The 1913-nt window shown below is 52.9% G+C and carries 1 protein-coding gene and 1 pseudogene; both read left to right on the top strand.

What is annotated here, in order from left to right; genetic code table 11:
* A pseudogene (purH, locus tag ACRCZA_RS13345) lies at positions 1-427 on the top strand (bifunctional phosphoribosylaminoimidazolecarboxamide formyltransferase/IMP cyclohydrolase); the annotation flags it as partial.
* Positions 428-546: 119 nt separating this feature from the next.
* Positions 547-1845, top strand: a complete 1299-nt coding sequence (gene purD, locus ACRCZA_RS13340; protein ID WP_438674909.1) for a phosphoribosylamine--glycine ligase — start codon at positions 547-549, stop codon at positions 1843-1845.
* Positions 1846-1913: the final 68 nt, after the last annotated feature.

Raw genomic sequence — 1913 nt, 5'->3', positions numbered from 1 at the left:
GCAAGATCGCGACCAAGGCATGGTTGGTTTAGACGACATCAAAGTCGTGACTAAACGTCAACCGACCGAGAGCGAACTGAAAGACTTAATGTTCTGCTGGAAAGTGGCTAAGTTCGTTAAATCTAACGCGATTGTTTACGCTAAAGACGGCATGACCATCGGTGTTGGCGCCGGCCAAATGAGCCGCGTCTACAGCGCTAAGATTGCGGGTATCAAGGCTGCCGATGAAGGTTTAGAAGTGGTGAACTCTGTGATGGCGTCCGATGCCTTCTTCCCATTCCGCGACGGTATCGATGCCGCAGCCGCAGCGGGCATCAGCTGCATCATCCAGCCAGGTGGCTCAATGCGCGATGCGGAAATTATCAAAGCAGCCGACGAGCACGGCATGGCCATGGTGATGACGGGTATGCGCCACTTCCGTCACTAATGCCACAAACAGCCAGCACACCACAGTGCTGGCTGTTTCGTTATCGCACTCTTTAACGATAAGAATGTAACGATAAGAATCTAACCACAAGAATTTAAAACTCAAAGGGATGACTTAACATGAAAGTATTAGTTATTGGTGGCGGCGGCCGCGAACATGCCCTAGCGTGGAAAGCGGCACAATCACCTCAGGTAGACACCGTCTATGTTGCACCGGGCAATGCGGGCACAGCCCTTGAACCCAACATCGAAAACCTCGCCATCAGCGCGACGGATATTCCTGCGCTGCTCGATTTTGCAAAAACGAATCAAATCGAACTCACCATCGTCGGCCCTGAAGCGCCGCTAGTATTAGGCGTAGTGGATGCCTTTAACGCTGCGGGGTTACCGATTTTTGGCCCCACCAAGGCGGCGGCTCAGCTCGAAGGTTCAAAAGCCTTCACTAAGGACTTTTTAGCCCGCCACAATATTCCCACCGCAGGTTATAAAAACTGTACCGACATTGGCGATGCTAAAGCCTTCGTGCGTGAATTAACCGCGACTACGGGCTATCCAGTGGTGATCAAGGCCGACGGTCTAGCGGCGGGTAAAGGTGTGATCATCGCCCAAGACCAAGCCGAAGCCGATGCGGCAATTGATGATATGCTCGCGGGCAACAAGTTTGGCGATGCCGGCTCACGCGTCGTTATCGAAGAGTTCTTAAAAGGCGAAGAAGCCAGCTTTATCGTGATGGTCGACGGCAAAAATATCCTCGCCATGGCGACCAGCCAAGACCATAAAGCCCGCGATAACGCCGACCACGGTCCAAACACCGGCGGCATGGGCGCTTACTCCCCTGCACCCGTCGTTACCCAGAGCGTACACGATTGGACAATTGCCAATGTTATCCGCCCAACCGTGGATGGTATGGCTGCCGAAGGCAATGTCTACACTGGCTTCCTCTATGCAGGCTTGATGATTGCCCCCGATGGCAGCGCTAAGGTACTGGAATACAACTGCCGCTTTGGCGATCCCGAAACTCAACCTATTATGATGCGCTTAAAATCAGACTTAGTTGAGCTGTGTTTAGCAGCAACCCGTGGCGAGCTGGATAAAGTCACCGCGGAGTACGACGAGCGCGCCGCAGTTGGCGTAGTGCTGGCCGCAGGCGGTTATCCCGATGAGTATCGCAAAGGCGATGTGATTGACGGCCTAAGCCTAGGTAATCACGATGCCAAGGTCTTCCATGCGGGTACTGAGATGAAAAACGGCCACGTGGTCACCAATGGCGGCCGTGTGTTATGCGCAACAGCACTGGGGAACACAGTCACCGCAGCACAAAAAGCCGCGTATCAATTGGTTGATGAAATCCACTGGGATGATGTGTACTTCCGTACCGATATTGGCTATCGCGCCATCGCCCGTGAACAACAGAGCTAAGTTTAACCCTGCGAAGAACCGGCTTTCTGCCGGTTTTTTTATGCCTTTATTTTGACGATCGTCAAATT

This window comes from Shewanella sp. (assembly GCF_051658185.1).
Taxonomy (GTDB): Bacteria; Pseudomonadota; Gammaproteobacteria; order Enterobacterales; family Shewanellaceae; genus Shewanella.
The sequence above is the reverse complement of the archived record's forward strand: the minus strand, read 5'-3'. Positions and strand labels throughout refer to the sequence as shown.